The 15,198-nt window shown below is 71.4% G+C and carries 14 protein-coding genes and 4 tRNA genes; 12 read left to right on the top strand and 6 right to left on the bottom strand.

Features of this window, described 5'->3' with window-relative positions:
* Nucleotides 1-93: 93 nt before the first annotated feature.
* Genes rph through ABD297_RS13330 form a run of 3 tightly spaced genes read left to right on the top strand, consistent with a single transcriptional unit; the run spans nt 94 to nt 3,013 of the window.
* A complete protein-coding gene (gene rph / locus ABD297_RS13340) occupies nt 94-834 on the top strand; it encodes a ribonuclease PH (RefSeq protein WP_344255439.1) in 741 nt (246 codons plus the stop codon).
* The gene (rdgB, locus tag ABD297_RS13335; protein WP_344255438.1) at nt 831-1,451 is read left to right on the top strand and encodes an RdgB/HAM1 family non-canonical purine NTP pyrophosphatase; all 621 of its coding nucleotides are present in this window, start codon (nt 831-833) and stop codon (nt 1,449-1,451) included. The genes rph and rdgB overlap by 4 nt, the downstream gene beginning before the upstream one ends.
* Nucleotides 1,448-3,013 (top strand): molybdopterin-dependent oxidoreductase, encoded by a 1,566-nt coding sequence (locus ABD297_RS13330; RefSeq protein WP_344255437.1) that lies wholly within the window; start codon nt 1,448-1,450, stop codon nt 3,011-3,013. The genes rdgB and ABD297_RS13330 overlap by 4 nt, the downstream gene beginning before the upstream one ends.
* On the opposite strand, the gene ABD297_RS13325 is transcribed toward ABD297_RS13330, so the two are convergent.
* Complete coding sequence (locus ABD297_RS13325) at nt 2,994-3,470, bottom strand: RidA family protein (RefSeq protein WP_344255436.1); 477 nt, start codon at nt 3,468-3,470, stop codon at nt 2,994-2,996. The genes ABD297_RS13330 and ABD297_RS13325 overlap by 20 nt on opposite strands.
* Nucleotides 3,467-3,661 carry a hypothetical protein gene (locus tag ABD297_RS13320; protein ID WP_344255435.1) on the bottom strand — a complete coding sequence of 65 codons (195 nt, stop codon included), beginning with the start codon at nt 3,659-3,661 and terminating at the stop codon, nt 3,467-3,469. Before ABD297_RS13320 ends, ABD297_RS13325 begins: the two co-directional genes overlap by 4 nt.
* 130 nt (nt 3,662-3,791) lie before the next feature.
* On the opposite strand from ABD297_RS13320, the gene ABD297_RS13315 reads away from it, so the two are divergent.
* The 3 genes from ABD297_RS13315 to ABD297_RS13305 all read left to right on the top strand — a co-directional run bounded on the left by ABD297_RS13315 (nt 3,792) and on the right by ABD297_RS13305 (nt 4,701).
* Nucleotides 3,792-3,872, top strand: a tRNA-Leu gene (locus ABD297_RS13315).
* A gap of 75 nt (nt 3,873-3,947) precedes the next feature.
* Nucleotides 3,948-4,421 carry a thioredoxin-dependent thiol peroxidase gene (gene bcp, locus ABD297_RS13310; RefSeq protein WP_344255434.1) on the top strand — a complete coding sequence of 158 codons (474 nt, stop codon included), beginning with the start codon at nt 3,948-3,950 and terminating at the stop codon, nt 4,419-4,421.
* 28 nt (nt 4,422-4,449) lie between these two features.
* Nucleotides 4,450-4,701 carry a DUF3618 domain-containing protein gene (locus ABD297_RS13305; protein WP_147064025.1) on the top strand — a complete coding sequence of 84 codons (252 nt, stop codon included), beginning with the start codon at nt 4,450-4,452 and terminating at the stop codon, nt 4,699-4,701.
* Between the two features lie 213 nt (nt 4,702-4,914).
* Here ABD297_RS13305 and ABD297_RS13300 read toward each other — a convergent pair.
* The 3 genes from ABD297_RS13300 to orn form a co-directional block, all read right to left on the bottom strand.
* A tRNA-Lys gene (locus ABD297_RS13300) sits at nt 4,915-4,987 on the bottom strand.
* Nucleotides 4,988-5,367: 380 nt separating this feature from the next.
* A tRNA-His gene (locus ABD297_RS13295) sits at nt 5,368-5,443 on the bottom strand.
* A gap of 204 nt (nt 5,444-5,647) precedes the next feature.
* Nucleotides 5,648-6,271, bottom strand: a complete 624-nt coding sequence (gene orn, locus ABD297_RS13290; RefSeq protein ID WP_344255433.1) for an oligoribonuclease — start codon at nt 6,269-6,271, stop codon at nt 5,648-5,650.
* Between the two features lie 94 nt (nt 6,272-6,365).
* Here orn and ABD297_RS13285 point away from each other — a divergent pair, with 94 nt between their 5' ends.
* The 6 genes from ABD297_RS13285 (at nt 6,366) to ettA (ending at nt 14,081) form a co-directional block, all read left to right on the top strand.
* Entirely contained in the window at nt 6,366-7,556 is a 1,191-nt protein-coding gene (locus ABD297_RS13285; protein ID WP_344255432.1) for a PrsW family intramembrane metalloprotease, read from the top strand.
* A 55-nt stretch (nt 7,557-7,611) separates the two neighbouring features.
* A tRNA-Arg gene (locus tag ABD297_RS13280) sits at nt 7,612-7,684 on the top strand.
* A 338-nt stretch (nt 7,685-8,022) separates the two neighbouring features.
* Nucleotides 8,023-9,732 (top strand): GTPase family protein, encoded by a 1,710-nt coding sequence (locus ABD297_RS13275; RefSeq protein ID WP_344255431.1) that lies wholly within the window; start codon nt 8,023-8,025, stop codon nt 9,730-9,732.
* Nucleotides 9,729-11,525 carry a GTPase gene (locus ABD297_RS13270; protein ID WP_344255430.1) on the top strand — a complete coding sequence of 599 codons (1,797 nt, stop codon included), beginning with the start codon at nt 9,729-9,731 and terminating at the stop codon, nt 11,523-11,525. The genes ABD297_RS13275 and ABD297_RS13270 overlap by 4 nt, the downstream gene beginning before the upstream one ends.
* Nucleotides 11,526-11,720: 195 nt before the next feature.
* Entirely contained in the window at nt 11,721-12,329 is a 609-nt protein-coding gene (locus ABD297_RS13265) for a single-stranded DNA-binding protein (RefSeq protein ID WP_344255429.1), read from the top strand.
* Between the two features lie 69 nt (nt 12,330-12,398).
* The gene (ettA, locus tag ABD297_RS13260; RefSeq protein ID WP_344255428.1) at nt 12,399-14,081 is read left to right on the top strand and encodes an energy-dependent translational throttle protein EttA; all 1,683 of its coding nucleotides are present in this window, start codon (nt 12,399-12,401) and stop codon (nt 14,079-14,081) included.
* 73 nt (nt 14,082-14,154) lie between these two features.
* On the opposite strand, the gene ABD297_RS13255 is transcribed toward ettA, so the two are convergent.
* Complete coding sequence (locus tag ABD297_RS13255) at nt 14,155-15,198, bottom strand: magnesium transporter CorA family protein (RefSeq protein WP_344255427.1); 1,044 nt, start codon at nt 15,196-15,198, stop codon at nt 14,155-14,157.

The raw sequence follows: 15,198 nt of genomic DNA, 5'->3' as shown, positions 1-15,198 counted from the left end.
GACGGGTCCTTACGGTTCGCGAACGAGCCGGCCCGGCCCGTCCCGCCCCCCGCGATTGAGGCCTAGCGTTGAGTCATGGCTAGCCTCGTGGGCATGACTGACCGACATGACGGCCGTGCCCCCGACGAGACCCGAGAGGTCCGCATCACCCGCAACTGGCTCGACCACGCGGAGGGCAGCGTCCTCGTCGAGTTCGGGCGCACCCGCGTGCTGTGCGCTGCGTCCTTCACCGAGGGCGTCCCGCGCTGGCTCAAGGGCAAGGGAACCGGCTGGGTCACCGCCGAGTACGCCATGCTTCCCCGTGCGACGAACACCCGCTCCGATCGCGAGAGCGTCAAGGGCCGCATCGGCGGCCGCACCCACGAGATCAGCCGCCTCATCGGCCGCAGCCTCCGTGCCGTCATCGACACCAAGGCGCTCGGGGAGAACACCATCGTCCTCGACTGCGACGTGCTGCAGGCCGACGGCGGCACCCGCACCGCTGCCATCACCGGCGCCTTCGTCGCCCTCGCCGACGCGATCGAGCACGCCCGCGCGCAGGGCCTCATCGCCAAGAAGGCCCAGCCGCTGACCGGGTCGGTCGCCGCCGTCTCCGTGGGCATCGTCGAGGGCCGCGCCGTCCTCGACCTCGACTACCCCGAGGACTCGACCGCCGAGACCGACATGAACGTCGTCATGACCGGCGACGGGCGCTTCATCGAGGTGCAGGGCACCGCCGAGGGGGCGCCGTTCGACCGCGACCTGCTCGGGCAGCTGCTCGACCTCGCGACGAAGGGCTGCGCGGACCTCACCGACCGGCAGCAGGGCGCCCTGGCCGAGGAGGTCGCCTCGTGACGAAGGTCGTCCTCGCCACCCGCAACGCGCACAAGGTCGAGGAGCTGCGCGAGATCCTCGCCGACGTCAGCGCCGACCTCGGTCTCGAGATCGTCGGCCTCGACGCCTTCCCCGAGGCGCCCGACGTCGTCGAGGACGGCGTGACGTTCGAGCAGAACGCCATCCTCAAGGCGGCGTCGGCGGCCAACGCCACCGGCCTGCCCGCGCTGGCCGACGACTCGGGGCTGGCCGTCGACGTGCTCGGCGGCGCACCCGGCATCTTCAGCGCCCGGTGGTCCGGGGGCTGCGGCGACCGCGGCAACCTCGAGCTGCTCCTCGCCCAGCTCGGCGACGTGCGCGACGAGCACCGCGCCGCCGCGTTCGTCTGCGCTGCCGCTCTCGTGCTGCCCGACGGACGCTCCGCGGCCGAGCTCGGACGCTTCCCCGGCACGGTGGCCCGCGAGCCCCGTGGTGAGGGCGGCTTCGGCTACGACCCGGTCTTCGTGCCATCCGACCAGCCGGACGGCAACGAACGCACACTGGCGGAGTACGACCCCGACGAGAAGAACCACGTGTCGCACCGAGCGCTCGCCTTCCGCGCCCTCGCGCCACACCTGAAGGAGCACCTGAGGCCATGACCACGACCAGCCCTGCCACCCGTCCCGAGACCGCACCCGAGCCGCAGGCCCGTCCGCTGTGGTGGGGTGCCCTCGACGGGGTGGTGGCCGGGCTGCTCACGGTCGGCGTCGCGACGCTCGTCGCGTCCGCCCTCACGGCGGTCGGCCAGTCCTCCGGCCAGCCCGCCCCCATCGCGGCGGTGGGGGGCGCCTTCATCGACCGGACCCCGCCGTGGCTCAAGGACTTCGCCGTCTCGACGTTCGGCACCAACGACAAGCGGGCCCTCCTCGTCGGCACCGTCGTCGTGCTCGCGGTGGCCTGCGCGGCCATCGGGGTGCTCGCCGCCCGGCGCCTGGTCGCCGGCCTCGTCGTCTTCGCCGTGGTCGGTGTGGTGGGAGCAGCAGCGGTCCTCACCAGGCCGGGCGCGGGCCCGGCCGACGTGCTCCCGACGATCATCGGCACGGCGATCGGGCTGTGGTTCCTCAGCCGTGCCGCAGCGCCCTCGCCGGCCGACCCGGGTGCCGCGAACGCCGGCCGACGCTGGCTCATCGGGGGAGCGGTCGGTGCCGTCGCGGCCTACGCCGGCAGCGTGTTCGGCGGCGGCTCGGCGGCGGCCACGGTCTCGCGCGACGCCCTCCGGTCCGAGCCGGTCACGGGGACGAAGCTCACCATCCCGGCGGGCGCCGACCTCAAGATCCCCGGCCTGAGCCCCTACATCGTCCCGAACGCCGACTTCTACCGCATCGACACCGCCATCGTCGTCCCACGCATCACCACCGACGACTGGAAGCTCAAGGTCACCGGGATGGTCGACCGCGAGATCGAGATCGACTGGAAGACCCTGCAGAGCAAGCAGATGCAGGAAGCGCTCGTGACGCTGACGTGCGTCTCGAACGAGGTGGGTGGCAACCTCATCGGCAACGCCGTGTGGACCGGCTGGCCGGTGCGCGAGCTCCTCGCGATGGCCGGGCCCAAGGCGGGCGCCGACATGGTGCTTCAGACGAGCATCGACGGCTTCACCGCCTCGACGCCGCTCGGCGCGCTCACCGACGACCGCAACGCGCTGCTCGCCACCCGGATGAACGGCGAGCCGCTGCCCTTCGAGCACGGCTTCCCCGTGCGCGTCGTCGTGCCGGGCCTCTACGGCTACGTCTCCGCCACGAAGTGGGTCACCGAGCTCAAGGTGACGACGTATGCCGCAGACGTGGCCTACTGGACCCCGCGCGGCTGGTCGCCCACCGGGCCCATCAAGACGGCCTCACGCATCGACGTCCCCCAGGCCGGCGCCGTCGTCAAGGCGGGCACCGTCGCCGTCGCCGGGGTCGCGTGGGCGCAGCACACCGGCATCTCCAAGGTGGAGGTGCAGGTCGACCAGCAGCCGTGGACCGAGGCACGTCTCGCCGCGGACGCTGGCATCGACACGTGGCGCCAGTGGGTCTACGAGTGGCAGGCGACGCCCGGTAGCCACGACATCCGCGTGCGGGCCTACGACGCCAAGGGGCAGGTGCAGTCGCCGCTCGAGGCGCCGCCGGCTCCCGACGGCGCCACCGGCATCCACGTGGTCAACGTCCGGGTGGAGTGAGTCCCTCGACGTCCTCGCCGAGCCCCTCGCCGAGGCTCCCGCCGGCGTCGTCGGCAGGGATCCCGGTGCCGGACCCCGACCCCACGACGGCGTCGGCCTCGATCTCGACGAGCAGGTCCGGATCGATGAGGGCGGTCACCTGCACCATCGTCGAGGCAGGTCGCACCTCGGCGAAGACCTCACCGTGGGCCCGACCCACCGCCTCCCAGTCACGGATGTCGGTGACGAACATCCGCGTCCGCACCACGTCCGCCGGCGCTGCCCCGCACGCGGCGAGCGCCTTGACGACGATCTCGAGGGCGACCTTCGCCTGGGTGTAGGCATCTCCCGGGGCCACCACCCGACCGTCGCGGATGGCCGTGGTCCCGGCCACGTGGACGCTGCTGCCGACCCGCACCGCCCGCGAGTAGCCGACGACACCCTCCCAGGCGCTGCCCGTACCGACGTTCTGCCTCATGAACGCAGGCTAGCCGGGACCTCGGAAGGGGCCGCCACACTCGTCAGCGACGCCGTCGGGAGCAGGAACCAGTGCCGCGCCAGGCAGACGACCCGGGCGTGCTCGACGGGCCCCTCGGTGCTCTCCAGGACGGCACGCTCCGTGACCTCCGCGACGGCGCCGCACTCCGGGCACGTCGTCGTCTCGAGCACTCGTCCGCTCCTGCCGGTCGACCCCTCCACGGCACACCTCCCTCGTCCGGACCTCTCAAGGACGGAGGCAGGGACGCGACGGCTGATACCTGCGTGGCGCCAACTACAGTGGGGCCCGCGCACTTCGCGAGCGGACGTGGTGGAACTGGTAGACACGCAGGATTTAGGTTCCTGTGCCCTAGGTGTGCGGGTTCGAGTCCCGCCGTCCGCACTCGACCCGGTCCTGACCGTCAGGGTCCCCGGAACGGGTACGAGCCCGGCAGACACGACGACGAAGGAGCACCAGGTGACCGCACGACTCGAGCCCGGCGAGCAGGCCCCGGCCTTCACCCTGACCGACGACACCGGCCAGAGCGTCAGCCTCGCCGACTTCGTGGGCCGCAAGGTCATCGTCTACTTCTACCCGGCGGCCATGACCCCCGGCTGCACCAAGCAGGCGTGCGACTTCAGCGAGTCGCTCGACTCGCTCAAGAAGGACGGCTATGAGGTCGTCGGCATCTCCAAGGACAAGCCGGCCAAGCTCGCGAAGTTCCGTGAGCGCGACCACCTCACCATCCCGCTCCTCAGCGACGAGGACCTCACGGTCCACACGGCATACGGCGCCTGGGGTGAGAAGAAGCTCTACGGCAAGACCGTCGAGGGCGTCATCCGCTCGACCTTCGTCGTCGACGAGGAGGGCAAGGTCAGCCACGCGTTCTACAACGTCAAGGCGACCGGCCACGTGGCCAAGCTCCGTCGCGACCTCGGCATCGCCGACTAGAGTCGCACCGTCCCCGAAAGGAAGCCAGATGAGCGACACCGCACGCATCGAGCAGGACATCCAGGCAGCGCGCGCGCGCCTCGAAGGCACCGTCAACGAGCTCGCGTACCGCGCCCAGCCCCAGGTCATCGCCCAGCGCCAGCTGCAGGGCCTGAGGCTGCGCCTCGACGCCGCCACGCACACCGAGGACGGGGAGCTGCGCATCGAGCGCATCGGTGCCGTCGTCGCGGCCGCCGTGGTCGTCGTCGTGGCCGTGGGGTGGCTCCGCCGCCGGCGCTAGCCGCCCGCACCGGCCCCGCGCCAGCTCCGGACCAGCTCGAGACCAGCACCGAAGTCGGACCCGGCCACGCGCGACGTGGCCGGGTCCACTCATGTCCGACCCCGTCCGCCCGTCTCCGCTGGTGCGGTCCGCCCGCCCGGGTCGGCAGCCCGGCGACCCCGGGGGCATGGGAAAGGCCCCCGCCCGGATCTCTCCGAACGGGGGCCTCACGAGTGCGCCGCCAGGGACTCGAACCCCGAACCCAGTGATTAAGAGTCACTTGCTCTGCCAATTGAGCTAGCGGCGCAACGAGGTGAAACGTTAGCAGCCGTTCCGGGCCGGGACAAAATCGGCCTCGGGGCGACCGGTCCGGCCCTGGGCGAGGTGGGCCCGGATGGGCGAGCGTCCCGGCGCTGCGGGGGGATTCGCCGCCCTACGGGGTCGCCGACGCCGACGAGATCAGCGACAGCGCGAGGCTGACGAGCATGACGCCGATGATGACGCCGACCGTGATCCGCTGGGCCTTCTTGTTCCCCATGAGCATGGGGCCCATTGTGCGGCATCGGACCCGACGGGGTCGACGTGACGGGCGCGGGGGAGGGCCGGCGCCGGGTGGGTCCCGACACGACTGTGGCCCGGTCCCTGGGAGGGACCGGGCCACAGTCGGCGTCCTGCGAGGCAGGACCGTGGGGTGAGTGACGGGACTTGAACCCGCGGCCACCTGGACCACAACCAGGTGCTCTACCAGCTGAGCTACACCCACCATGCACAACACGAGCCGGGCCCGAGGGCTCGGCGCCGTGTCACGGCGTCGACAATGCTACAGGCTCTCGTGAGGTGCTCGTGACCACCCCGTCCGACGCCTCACCGCACGCTCGCCCGACGCTCGCCGGAAGCCGTGTCGGCGGCCCGGCCGGACGGCATACGCGCAGCAGGGTGCGTGTGTCGCCCGGCGTGGTCGGCGCGCTCAGTGCTCGATGACGTGCGGCGTCGCGAGGGCCTTGGCCGTGGCGCTGTCGGGGCCGGGCTGCGGGACGAAGACGGCCTGACGGTAGTAGCGCAGCTCGGCGATCGACTCGCGGATGTCGGCGAGCGCCCGGTGGCCCCCGGACTTCTTCGGCGCGTTGAAGTAGACGCGGGGGTACCAGCGGCGCGAGAGCTCCTTGATGGAGCTGACGTCGATGATCCGGTAGTGCAGGTAGGACTCGAGCACCGGCATGTCGCGGGAGAGGAAGCCGCGGTCGGTCGCCACGGTGTTGCCGCCGAGCGGGGCCTTGCGCGGCTCGGGGACGAACGTGCGCACGTAGTCGAGGACGATGTGCTCGGCCTCCTGCAGCGTGACCCCGGAGTCGAGCTCGGTGATCAGTCCAGAGCTCGTGTGCATGTCGCGGACGAAGTCGTCCATCTGCTCGAGGGCTTCGTCCGGCGGCTTGACGACGACGTCGATGCCGTCGCCGAGCTGGTTCAGCTCGAAGTCCGTGACGAGGGCGGCCACCTCCACCAGGGCGTCGGACTTCAGGGACAGGCCCGTCATCTCGCAGTCGATCCAGATGATCCGGTCGGCGATGGCTCGGTGGTTCGTGTCGCTCACCGCTCCACCATAGAGGCTGGGGGCGACGCTCCTCGCCCGCTCGCGCGAGCACGAGCCCCGGTGCGCGGCCGTGCTGCTGCACTAGCCTGCCCTCATGACCTCAGGGGACGTGACCACGCAAGGTCCGGGCGCTGCGCCGGGCGGCCAGGCGCAGCAATGGAGTCCGGCTCGCAACCCGACCAGGCGGCCCCTCCTGCGCACCGCCCTGACGATCGGCGTCGCGGCCTCGGTCTTCCTTGTCTGCCTGCTCGTCCTCCTCGGCATCCTGGGCGAGCGGCTCAGCACCCAGACGCTCGTCACGTCGGCGCTCATGGCGATCATCCCGGTCCTCGTCATCGTGCCGACGTTCCTGTGGCTGGACCGCTACGAGGCCGAACCGGTGCGCTACATCGTGTTCGCCTTCCTGTGGGGAGCGCTGGTCGCGGTCGTCGGCGCCTTCTTCCTCAACACCTTCGGCCTCAAGCTGCTCGTCGAGGCGCGCTGGACCGACCCTCTCGAGACGGGCGCCGTCTACCTCGCACCGGTCACCGAGGAGACCCTCAAGGGCCTCGGCATCCTGCTCATCTACCTGCTGCGGCGCCGCGAGTTCGACGGGATCGTCGACGGGATCGTCTACGCCGGGCTCATCGGGGCGGGCTTCGCCTTCAGCGAGAACATCCTCTACCTGGGCCAGGCCTACAACGAGTACGGCAGCGAGGGGCTCACCTCGACGTTCCTCGTGCGCGGCCTCATGGGCCCGTTCGGCCACCCCCTCTTCACGTCGCTGACGGGCATCGGGATCGGGATCGCCGTCACCACGAGAAGGCCGGTGGTCCGGGTCGTCGCGATCGTGGCCGGGTGGGTCTGCGCCATGCTGCTCCACGGGCTGTGGAACCTCTCCGCCCTCGCCGGCATGGACGGGTTCTTCGCGGCCTACGTGACCTACCAGGTCCCGCTCTTCATCGCCTTCATCGGCTTCCTCCTCTGGCTCCGGCGACGCGAGGGCCGACTCATCGGGCGCTACCTCTCGCCGTATGCCGACGCAGGCTGGCTCACCCACGCCGAGGTCACGATGCTCTCCCACCTGAGGTTGCGGCGGGCGGCCCGGACCTGGGCCAGGCAGAACGGCGGTCGCGCGGCCAAGCGGTCCATGGATGCCTTCCAGGACAGCGCCAGCGACCTCGCGCTGCTGCGGTCACGGCTCGTCCACGGCACGGCCGAGGACGGCGCGTCGGAGCGGGAGATGGTGCTCCTCGAGTCGATCACGGCGCATCGCCGCGCGTTCGTCGGCTCGCCCGTGACCTGATCGGACACGCCCGCCGGGGGTGCCTATCATTGGACGGCGCCCGGATCGGGCGACGGCCCCTGTAGCTCAGCGGATAGAGCAAGAGCCTTCTAATCTCTTGGTCGCAGGTTCGATTCCTGCCGGGGGCGCCTGCAGGACCGTGCCGGTCGGACGCTGCGAAGCGCGTCCGACGGAACGGTCAGCGAGGCGGCTCGGACGGGAATCGGGAGGAGCGTGCGACGGATCCTGCCGGGGGCGCCCGCGAGACTTTGGTGACGTTGAGGACCGACCCCGGCCACACGGCATACGCCGTCGGGAAACCCCCGTGGCGCAAGACGTTCGACGACCGACTCGGTATGCCGTCACCGTCGTCGGGGGCGTCGGTGACCTCTGCCCGGGGGACCGTCAGGTCACGACTCGGGGTACGTGTTGGGGGCGCGCCGCCTTTCGGTTTGGTTGTGCCAGCGCGACACGAAAGGATACGGGCGTGGCAGGTGATTCAGGGGTGGGCAATGCCCGGCTCCTCGCGGGCGTTGCGGCACTTCGGTCTGCCGTCGACGAGACGACCCTCCCGCTCGAGCTCCCCGGAGCACCCGCGGCCCGGACGGCTCGTGCGCGACTGCTCGACCAGCTCGACGACTACGTCATCCCGCGGCTGACGTCCCTCGACGCGCCGCTCCTCGCGGTCGTGGGCGGTTCGACGGGCGCGGGCAAGTCCACCCTCGTCAACTCGGTCGTCGGCCGGGAGGTGACCCTGCCCGGGGTCCTGCGTCCGACGACCCGCTCGCCCGTCCTCATCCACCACCCGTCCGACGCCGCGTGGTTCTCCGGCCCGCGGATCCTGCCGGGCCTGGCGCGCATCACGGGGCGGCACTCGTCGTCGGACGGGCCGGGCGCCGTGCGGCTCGTCTCGACCGACGAGGTGGCAGCGGGGCTCGCCCTGCTCGACGCCCCCGACATCGACAGCGTCGTCGAGGCGAACCGCGACCTCGCGACCCAGCTGCTCGCCGCCGCGGACCTCTGGGTCTTCGTCACGACGGCCGCGCGCTACGCCGACGCGGTCCCGTGGGAGCTGCTGCGCGACGCGTCCGAGCGCGGCACCGCCGTCGCCGTCGTCCTCGACCGCGTGCCCCCGACGGCCGTCGACGAGATCCGCACCCACTTCGCATCGATGCTGCGCGAACAGGGGCTCGACCAGGCCCCGATCTTCACCGTCGTCGAGTCCGAGCTCGAGGACGGCCTCCTGCCGCCCGAGCAGACCCAGCGCCTGCGCGGCTGGCTGGCCGCGCTCGCCGGAGACGCGCAGGCGCGGGCCGACGTCGTGCGGCAGACCCTGAACGGCGCCCTCGTCTCGCTGGACGCCCGGACGCTGGCGCTCGTCGAGGCCGCCACCGAGCAGACCGCGGCCGGGCAGGCGCTCGTCGACACCGCCGCGACGGCCTACGACGAGGCCCGCAAGCAGGTGCACGAGGGCATGCTCGACGGCACGCTGCTGCGCGGCGAGGTGCTCGCCCGGTGGCAGGAGTTCGTCGGCACGGGGGAGTTCTTCCGTCAGGTCGAGTCGACCGTCTCACGGGTCCGTGACCGCTTCACCTCCTTCCTCCGGGGCGAGCCGGCTCGCGCCGACCACCTCGGCGAGGCCCTGCAGTCCGGCGTCGAGTCGCTCGTGGTCAACCACGCCGAGCTGGCGGCGAGCTCGATCGCGCGGGCCTGGCGCACGCTGCCCGGCGGCGACCAGCTGCTGACGGCCGACCCGTCGCTCGCGCGCTCCGGCGCCGACGTCGACCGGCGCATCCAGCGCCTCGTGCGCGACTGGCAGGGCGACATCCTGCAGATGGTCCGCGACGAGGGCCGCGACCGTCGCACCACGGCGCGCATCATGGCCTACGGCGTCAACGGGCTCGGGGTCGTCCTCATGCTCGTGACGTTCGCGAGCACCGCCGGCATCACCGGCGCCGAGGTCGGCATCGCCGGCGGCACCGCCGTCGTCGGCCAGAAGCTGCTCGAGGCGGTCTTCGGCGACCAGGCCGTCCGGGAGCTCGCGCGAAAGGCGCGCGAGCAGCTGTCCGACCGCGTCGACGAGCTGTATGCCGCCGAGCTGGCCCGCTACCAAGGAGCTGTCACGACGTTGCAGGTCGACACCGACCAGACCGAGCGCCTCAGCACGGCCGCCGCCGCCGTCAGGGCCGCCCGATGAGCCCCATCAGGATGGGACGAGCCACCGTGAAGACGGTCTCGGCCGCCGAGCTGGGCAGCCGCACCACCGAGCTGTCGATGGCGCTCGTGTCGGGCGCCGACGAGCTCGACCCGACAGGCGTCGCCGTGGCCCGTCGCGTCGTCGACAAGGCCGTCGAGCGTTCCGGGATCACCGGCGACCACACGGTGGTCGCGCTCGCGGGGGCGACCGGCAGCGGCAAGTCCTCACTCTTCAACGCGCTCGTCGGCGCCGACGTCGCGACCATCGGCGCGCGCCGACCGACGACCTCGCGACCGACGGCCGGCCTGTGGGGCGACTCCGACGCGTCCGAGCTGCTCGACTGGCTCGGCGTCGCCGCGCGCCACGTCGTCGACACCCAGGTGCCGCCCGCGCCGGTCACACCGGGCAAGCCCGGCGCGTCCGCCACGACCGACGGGGGCGAGCAGGCCGACAGGTGCGCCAAGCCCGCGAAGGTCGGCAGGCCTGCCACGTCGGGGGGCCTCGGAGACGGCGCGGTCGTGGGCTCCCTCGACGGCCTGGTGCTGCTCGACCTGCCCGACTTCGACTCGCGGGAGCTCGAGCACCGGCGGGAGGCCGAGCGCGTGCTCGAGCTCGTCGACGTCTTCGTGTGGGTCACCGACCCCCAGAAGTACGCCGACGCCCGGCTGCACGACGAGTTCGTCAGCCTGCTGTCGCAGCACGATGCCGTCACCCTCGCCGTGCTCAACCAGTCGGACCGGCTGTCGCCCGATGCCGTCAAGACGCTGACGCAGGACCTCTCCAAGCTGCTCGTCGCCGACGGGGTCACCGACGCCAAGGTGCTCGCGACCTCCACGGTCACCGGTCAAGGCATCCCCGAGCTGAAGCAGCGGTTGGCGAATGCCGTTGCAGGACATGCGGCCTCGCGTCAGCGACTCAAGGCCGACATCATCGGCGCTGCGACGCGACTGCGCCCCGGCGTCGGTGACACCGAGGCCGAGGTGGGGCGCGTGCCACGCGACGAGCTCGACGCCTCGCTCGCCCGGGCGGCGGGCGTGCCCATCGTGCTGGACGCCGTCGCGCGCGACTACCGGCGAGAGGCCTTCGCCCACACCGGCTGGCTGTTCGCCCGCTGGACCAAGGGCTTCGCGGCCGACCCGCTCCGTCGCCTCCGCCTCGACCGCACGGGTGGCCGGCCGCCGATCCACGTCGAGATCGACGGGGCCGACGTGCGCGCCCTGCTCGGTCGCTCGTCGATCCCGGCACCGACCGCCTCGACGGTGTCGGCCGTCGACCTCGCGACCCGCGGCTTCGTCCGCGAGGCGTCCGCGGGGCTGCCGGTGCCCTGGGCCCAGGCCGCCGAGGACGCCGTCGACCGTGGGGAGGGCACGCTGACCGACTCGCTCGACCGCGCCGTCATCGGCACCTCGCTGCGGGCGCGCCGACCGGTGTGGTGGTTCGTCGTCAACATCCTGCAGTGGGTCCTCGGGCTCGTCGCCCTGGCCGGGCTCGTCTGGTATGCCGTCCTGTGGGGCTTCGCGCTCCTGCAGCTCCCGCGTCCCGAGACCCCGTCGGTCGGCATCCTCCCGCTGCCGCTCGTCATGGTCGTCGTCGGCGTCATCGTCGGGATCGGCCTCGGCGTGCTGTCTCGCTGGTGGGCCCGGGTCGGCGCCCGGCACCGGCGCACCGTCGTGGCGCAGCGGCTCACGGAGTCGGTGGCCACGGTGGCCGACGAGCACATCCTCATCCCGGTCGACGAGGTGCTCATGCGCCACCGCGAGACCCGCGAGCACCTCGAGGCCGCGGCCGGCTGACCCGGTCGACGGCCGCGCCGGGCCCCGGGAAACGGTTCGGCGTCCGTCGGTACCGGCGACCGCGCGTCCACACCCCCTGCGCGACATCCGCAGATCTCCACAGGGGCACCCAGCCGCCTGACGGTGCAGGCTGTCGGAGCGGAAGGTGGGTCCAGGCGGCGCGAGGCCGCCTCCCGAACCACCCGAGGAGCACCGATGAACGAGACCCGCATCACCCTGAACGGCAACGTCGTCAGCGAGCCCGTCGCGCGACAGGCCCGCAACGGCAGCCCGTACACGACCTTCCGCGTCGCCACGACGCCGTACCGTCGCACGGCGGACGGCCGTTTCGTCGACGGCGACACGAGCTTCTTCGACGTCATCGCGTTCAACGCCCTCGCGGCCAACGCGGCGACGGCCCTGCGCAAGGGCCAGCCCGTCATCGTCGAGGGCAGCTTCTCGATCAAGAGCTACCTCAGCAACGACGGCACGCCGCGCAGCTCGCCGCAGATCGACGCCTCGCACATCGGCCACGACCTGTCCTGGGGTCGCGCCACGTTCGAGCGCGTGAGCCGGGCGGCGGCCCTGGGCCACGACCGCACGGCCGACCCCGACGTCCAGGCGTCGATCCGCGCGATGGCCGAGGGGGAGTCGGGTGGCTCCGACCTGCGCCCGGCCCACGTGGACGCGGACGGTGTCGTCGACGACGGCTACGACCCCGAGTCCGAGGACGTGACGGGCGCCTACGCGGTTGGTGACGACGTCGTCGCGACGGGTGACCCCGAGACGGACGACTACGAGGTGGTCGAGCGGCTCACGGCCTGAGACGACGGCCGGTCAGCGGGCGCGGACACCGATTCGGTGCCGCGCTCGCCGACAGATAGCCTTCTGCGCATGGCCGAGTACATCTACACCATGACCCGTGCGCGCAAGGCACACAACGAGAAGGTCATCCTCGATGACGTCTCGATGTCCTTCTACCCCGGCGCGAAGATCGGCATGGTCGGCCCGAACGGTGCCGGCAAGTCGACGATCCTCAAGATCATGGCCGGACTCGACCAGCCGAGCAACGGCGAGGCGCGTCTGGCGACGGGAGCGACCGTCGGCATCCTCCTGCAGGAGCCGCCGCTCAACGAGGACAAGACCGTCCTCGGCAACGTCGAGGAGGGTGCGGGCGAGATCAAGGCCAAGCTCGACCGCTACAACGAGATCTCCGTGGAGATGGCCGACCCCGACGCCGACTACGACGCGCTGCTCGCCGAGATGGGCAAGCTGCAGGAGGACATCGACCACGCCGACGCGTGGGACCTCGACAGCCAGCTCGAGCAGGCGATGGACGCCCTGCGGTGCCCGCCGCCGGACTCGCCCGTCACCAACCTCTCCGGTGGTGAGCGCCGCCGGGTCGCGCTGTGCAAGCTGCTGCTGCAGAAGCCCGACCTGCTGCTGCTCGACGAGCCCACCAACCACCTCGACGCCGAGTCCGTGCTGTGGCTCGAGCAGCACCTCGAGACCTACCCGGGCGCCGTCATCGCGGTCACCCACGACCGCTACTTCCTCGACAACGTCGCCCAGTGGATCGCCGAGGTCGACCGCGGCCGGCTCTACCCCTACGAGGGCAACTATTCGACCTACCTGGAGAAGAAGGCCGAGCGCCTTCAGATCCAGGGCAAGAAGGACGCCAAGCTCGCCAAGCGGCTCAAGACCGAGCTCGAGTGGGTTCGCAGCAACGCCAAGGGCCGTCAGGTCAAGAGCAAGGCGCGCCTGGCCCGTTACGAGGAGATGGCGGCGGAGGCCGAGCGCACCCGCAAGCTCGACTTCGAGGAGCTGCAGATCCCGCCGGGCCCGCGCCTGGGCTCGACGGTCATCGAGGTCAAGAACCTCAAGAAGGGCTTCGGCGACCGAGTGCTCATCGACAACCTGTCGTTCTCGTTGCCCCGCAACGGCATCGTCGGTGTCATCGGTCCCAACGGTGTCGGCAAGTCGACGCTCTTCAAGACCATCGTCGGCTTCGAGCAGCCGGACTCGGGCGAGGTCAAGATCGGTGAGACGGTCAAGATCTCCTACGTCGACCAGGGCCGTGAGGGCCTCGACCCGAAGAAGAACCTCTGGGAGATCGTCTCCGACGGGCTCGACTACATGAAGGTCGGCAACGTCGAGATCCCGTCGCGCGCCTACGTCTCGCAGTTCGGCTTCAAGGGCCCCGACCAGCAGAAGCTCTCCGGGGTGCTGTCCGGTGGCGAGCGCAACCGGCTCAACCTCGCGCTGACCCTCAAGCAGGGCGGCAACCTGCTGCTGCTCGACGAGCCCACCAACGACCTCGACGTCGAGACGCTGGGCTCGCTCGAGAACGCCCTGCTCGACTTCCCGGGCTGCGCCGTCGTCATCACCCACGACCGGTGGTTCCTCGACCGGATCGCGACGCACATCCTCGCCTACGAGGGCACCGAGGAGAACCCGGCCAGCTGGTACTGGTTCGAGGGCAACTTCGAGTCCTACGAGGCCAACAAGGTCGAGCGCCTCGGCCCGGAGGCCGCGCGCCCGCACCGCGTCACCTACCGCAAGCTGACGCGCGACTGACGGTCCGCAGCACCGGCGGGACGACTGCCGACGAAGGGGCAGGGCACCGGGTGCCCTGCCCCTTCGTCGTGGTCTAGATCCAGCTCTTGCGGCGGAAGACGCCGTAGAGGGTGACAGCGACGCCGGCGATGACGGCAGCGCTGAACACGACGCCCCACGGTCGTCCGAAACCGGGGTAGGGCACGTTCTGGCCGAACCAGCCGGTCACGGCGGTCGGGACCGCGATGATGGCGGCCCATCCGGTCAGCTTCTTCATGACCGTGTTGAGCCGTGCGTCCTGGAGCGACAGGTTCGTCTCGAAGATCGTCGTGACCATGTCGCGCAGCGACTCGGTCCACTCGGCGGCGCGCAGGACGTGGTCGTAGAGGTCGTCGTAGAAGCCGTCGAGGGCGGTGTGCCGCTGGTCGAGCTCGCCGCGGTGGCGCAGCACGGCGTTGACGACGTCGCGCATGGGCAGCACGACCCGACGCAGCTCGACGAGCTCCTTGCGCAGCCGGTAGGTCCGCACCTGCACGGCGTGCACCTGTCCGCGCTCGTCGAAGAGCAGGTCCTCCAGGCCCTCGATCGCGTCGTCGAGCTGCTGGATCGACTCGAAGTGCCCGTCGACGACGGTGTCGAGCAGACCGTGCACGAGCGCGCCGACCCCGAGCTGCAGCAGGTCGGGGTCGTCGTTCCACCGCTCCAGCACCTGGCTCATGTCGACGTCGGAGTCGCCGCGGACGGTGATGATGCCGCGGGGCAGCACGAACGCCGAGATCCGGCTCGTGCGCAGCCGGGACTCGCGACCGGACGCGTCGGGTCCGTCCGAGGCGTCGGCGGCGTCGTCTCCCGGCACGAGACGCGTCGCGTAGACCGTGAGGAAGGTGTGCTTGGCGTGCCGGGTGGCCTTGGGTCGCTCACCGGCGGAGACGGCGTCCTCGACGGCATGCGGGTCGAGGCCGAGCTCGGCCGCGAGGGCGCGCAGCCCGGCGTGGTCGGGCTCGCAGAGGTCGACCCAGATGAGCGACCCGTCCCGGTCGAGCAGCTCTGAGACCTCGTCCAGGGGGAAGCCCTCCTCGACGACCTTGCCGTGCTCCCACCGGCAGGAGGTGATGCGCCCGGTTCCGTCGTTGCTCAC

Source organism: Terrabacter carboxydivorans, assembly GCF_039532035.1.
Taxonomy (GTDB): domain Bacteria; phylum Actinomycetota; class Actinomycetes; order Actinomycetales; family Dermatophilaceae; genus Terrabacter; species Terrabacter carboxydivorans.
This window is presented reverse-complemented; position numbering and strand designations above follow the sequence as displayed.